Source organism: Aeromicrobium sp. (assembly GCF_014378035.1).
Classification (GTDB): Bacteria; Actinomycetota; Actinomycetes; order Propionibacteriales; family Nocardioidaceae; genus Aeromicrobium.
On record NZ_JACMOM010000112.1, the window covers coordinates 1 to 2,308 of the forward strand.

At 63.9% G+C, this 2,308-nt stretch carries 5 protein-coding genes; 4 read left to right on the top strand and 1 reads right to left on the bottom strand.

Translation table 11 applies throughout. From position 1 onward, the window contains the following. The first annotated feature begins 131 nt into the window (after positions 1-131). From H7290_RS05595 to H7290_RS05610, 4 genes are all read left to right on the top strand, one after another. Positions 132-422 carry a MerR family transcriptional regulator gene (locus H7290_RS05595; protein ID WP_290513027.1) on the top strand — a complete coding sequence of 97 codons (291 nt, stop codon included), beginning with the start codon at positions 132-134 and terminating at the stop codon, positions 420-422. A gap of 3 nt (positions 423-425) precedes the next feature. Beyond that, positions 426-953 (top strand): hypothetical protein, encoded by a 528-nt coding sequence (locus H7290_RS05600; protein WP_290513028.1) that lies wholly within the window; start codon positions 426-428, stop codon positions 951-953. Positions 954-990: 37 nt separating this feature from the next. Then, entirely contained in the window at positions 991-1,179 is a 189-nt protein-coding gene (locus H7290_RS05605) for a hypothetical protein (RefSeq protein ID WP_290513029.1), read from the top strand. A gap of 509 nt (positions 1,180-1,688) precedes the next feature. Continuing rightward, positions 1,689-1,907 (top strand): hypothetical protein, encoded by a 219-nt coding sequence (locus tag H7290_RS05610; protein ID WP_290513030.1) that lies wholly within the window; start codon positions 1,689-1,691, stop codon positions 1,905-1,907. 176 nt (positions 1,908-2,083) lie between these two features. On the opposite strand, the gene H7290_RS05615 is transcribed toward H7290_RS05610, so the two are convergent. Further along, a partial coding sequence (locus H7290_RS05615) for a hypothetical protein (protein ID WP_290513031.1) occupies positions 2,084-2,308 on the bottom strand: 225 nt, incomplete at its 5' end.

A 2,308-nucleotide genomic window follows, 5' to 3' on the forward strand; every position in this document is an offset into this window, starting at 1 on the left:
CAAGCTCGCTTTCGAGATCCGCGACCAGGGCGGTCTGGACGGGATCGAACTCTCGTTCCTACGCTCGTACAGGTACGCGCGGTCTGGTCTGGCTGCCGCCGCCCAGATCAAGCGTGACGTGCTGAGCCAGGGTGCCTGAGGAGGATCGACTGCTGGTACCTGACCTCCTGCTTGCCTCAGGTGCCACCTACCGTCAGTTGGACTACTGGTGCCTCAAGGGCTACCTCGTCCCTGCACCTCAGGACAGGACCGGTTCTGGGCACGCGAGGGAGTGGCCACCGGAGGAGATTGAGGTCGCGCGCAGGATGGTGGAGCTGGTCAAGCTCGGCTTCACCCCTGCTGGTGCCTCCATCATCGCCCGCGCCAAGCCGGGAACCGAACTCGCTCTGTCAGACTTTGCGGTAGTCAGGCTCTTACCATGAGCCATGGCCAACACTCCGATCGACATGAACGAGTTTGTGGGGCGCACCAACACGTTCGTCCACGGGTACGCCGGGGCGAGCGTGAACGTGCACACCATGTCCCCGCACAACCTCTACGACCCCGGGTTCATCGTGGGCATCCCCAGCAAGCACGAGACCACGATCAAGAAGCGCAAGTACAGCGCGGCAGACGCGGAGAAGACGCGATCGGAGATGCGTGCTGACCCGTCGGTGCAGGCCGACCCGCACGCCGTGATGGGGACGTGGACGCGTGGGCCGGAGGGCGCTGAACCTCTCAAGCACCTGCGGACGACCACCGACCGTTCCCGGCATATCGACACCGGCAACCGGACGCAGGACATGGAACGCGCCATGATGCTCGGACACCGTGGCAAGCAGGACGCCATCTTCGACCTGCATAAGGGCGACGACATCAAGATGAGCCAGGACACGCTGCGCCACTCGCGCATCAACGCCGCGCTCGACCCCACCGCCCCCAAGCGAGCGGGAGCCAACCCGCTGTTTGGCTGAACCAACACCATCTGGAACACCCACTAGGAGCACAAGAATGCCCACCACCAACGACTACGAGTTCATGATCGGCAACGCCGACGGGAAGCCTCTGGAGGACTCTGTCTTCTACCCTCGCGTCGAAAACGCGCGCTTCCGCATGACCCCTGAGCAGGCATCTTCCGGCGCTGTCGTCTACTTCCGGAAGTCCGGGGTCGAGTCGTCACCGTGGAAGCCTGTTCTCTAACTGCTCGACAAGATTGGACAACAATGCGTGCTCTTTCTGCATGGACTTCTGCCCGCACGGCGCGCGACTCGAAGTGGCTCCCGGCCGCTTCGTGGTCTTCGTCGACCCCTGCGAGGCGTGCGAGTCTTTCCTTCTTCAATCTCCGCGATGGCGACGACATCGCCACCAAGACTCATGCTGACCTCCAGCGCGCCCGGATCCACGCCACCGTGCACCCAGAACGCAAGAGCGCTTTCACCAAGCCGAACCCACTGTTCGGGGAGTGACATGAGGGGTCGACTGTCAGAGTTTGCGGAGGGGACCGGTAAGCAGGTGCTGGTGGACGCCAGCATGGTCTCCCGACGCGACGGGATGGTCCGACAGTTTCACATCCATACCGACCCGGACTGCCCACGGGTGAGGGCACAACCGATGGTATTTCCCACCGAGCGGGCAGCTTGGGCCGTCATCCAGGACAACGTCAAGCCGTGCCGTCATTGTCGACCGGAACACTAACTAGGAGCACAGCAATGAGTGACAAGGTTCAGCAGCACACCGCCCGGATCGAGTACAACAACAAGACCGAGTTCGCCCTGTTCTACAAGAACGGCATCGCCTTCGACAACGACACCACCTACCCGTCCCTGGAGTCGGCGCAGTGGGACCGCGACCACGAGGACGACGCCGCTGACCTGATCATCCTTTACCGCCCCACCCCCAAGGAGTGGAAGAAGGTCATCGAGTCGTGAACCTGGTGCGCCTCGCCGCCGGATCGCGACACTGATCTGTAGCTGTGACGGGGGGCTGTGGTGGGCCGATGAGGAGGTCTCGATGAGGAGGTTCTGCGCGAGCGTGCCGGCGACAACGAGCTGTGTGGTGCCTACTGCGCTGCGACCGTCAACTTGGATCCACCGTCAGGAAAGGTCTACGTGAAGCCTCGGGCCTCGCCGGGATCCGGCAGGCCGCGCAAGTGGGCGCCCTTCACGTCGTCACGGCCTGTGATCCCGCGAGCAGCGGGCGCCGGGACGAGGACGGGGTGCGCATGGAGGCACTGCGCGGTGAGCTCGCGGGCCTGCGGTGCTTTCCCGCTGAGGGCGGCGACGTTGGGGCTCTTCACGACCCGGAGCCCAGCATCGCCGTTGCCGGCCTG

Bases quoted from the DNA above. Each gene is read 5' to 3' on its own strand.
- H7290_RS05600 (WP_290513028.1), top strand. From the start codon at position 426: ATGGCCAACACTCCGATCGACATGAACGAGTTTGTGGGGCGCACCAAC.
- H7290_RS05605 (WP_290513029.1), top strand. From the start codon at position 991: ATGCCCACCACCAACGACTACGAGTTCATGATCGGCAACGCCGACGGG.
- H7290_RS05610 (WP_290513030.1), top strand. From the start codon at position 1,689: ATGAGTGACAAGGTTCAGCAGCACACCGCCCGGATCGAGTACAACAAC.